We start from the raw sequence: 268 nt of genomic DNA on the forward strand, positions 1-268 counted from the left end.
CCGCATTGCCAACAAGGAGGAATAATGATCAAGAAGGTCGTCGCCGCCGCGGCTGCCACCGGTGGTCTGGTGCTCGCCGGCGCGGGCATCGCCGTCGCCGACGCGGGGACGCAGGGCGCCGCCCTGAACTCCCCGGGCGTCATTTCGGGCAACGCCGTCCAGATCCCGATCCACGTGCCGATCAACCTGTGCGGCAACACGATTGACATCATCGGGCTGCTGAACCCTGCCTTTGGCAACACCTGCGTCAACGACTGACGCGGTGCCT

1 protein-coding gene is annotated in these 268 nt (G+C 66.0%); it reads left to right on the forward strand.

Annotated features, from left to right (window positions below):
- Positions 1 to 258: chaplin (locus tag F1003_RS18790; RefSeq protein ID WP_497986930.1), on the forward strand; the 258-nt coding region annotated here is incomplete at its 5' end.
- Positions 259 to 268 lie beyond the last annotated feature (10 nt).

The sequence above is a fragment of the Winogradskyella ouciana genome (assembly GCF_009709615.1).
In the GTDB taxonomy this organism is placed as follows: Bacteria; Bacteroidota; Bacteroidia; order Flavobacteriales; family Flavobacteriaceae; genus Winogradskyella; species Winogradskyella ouciana.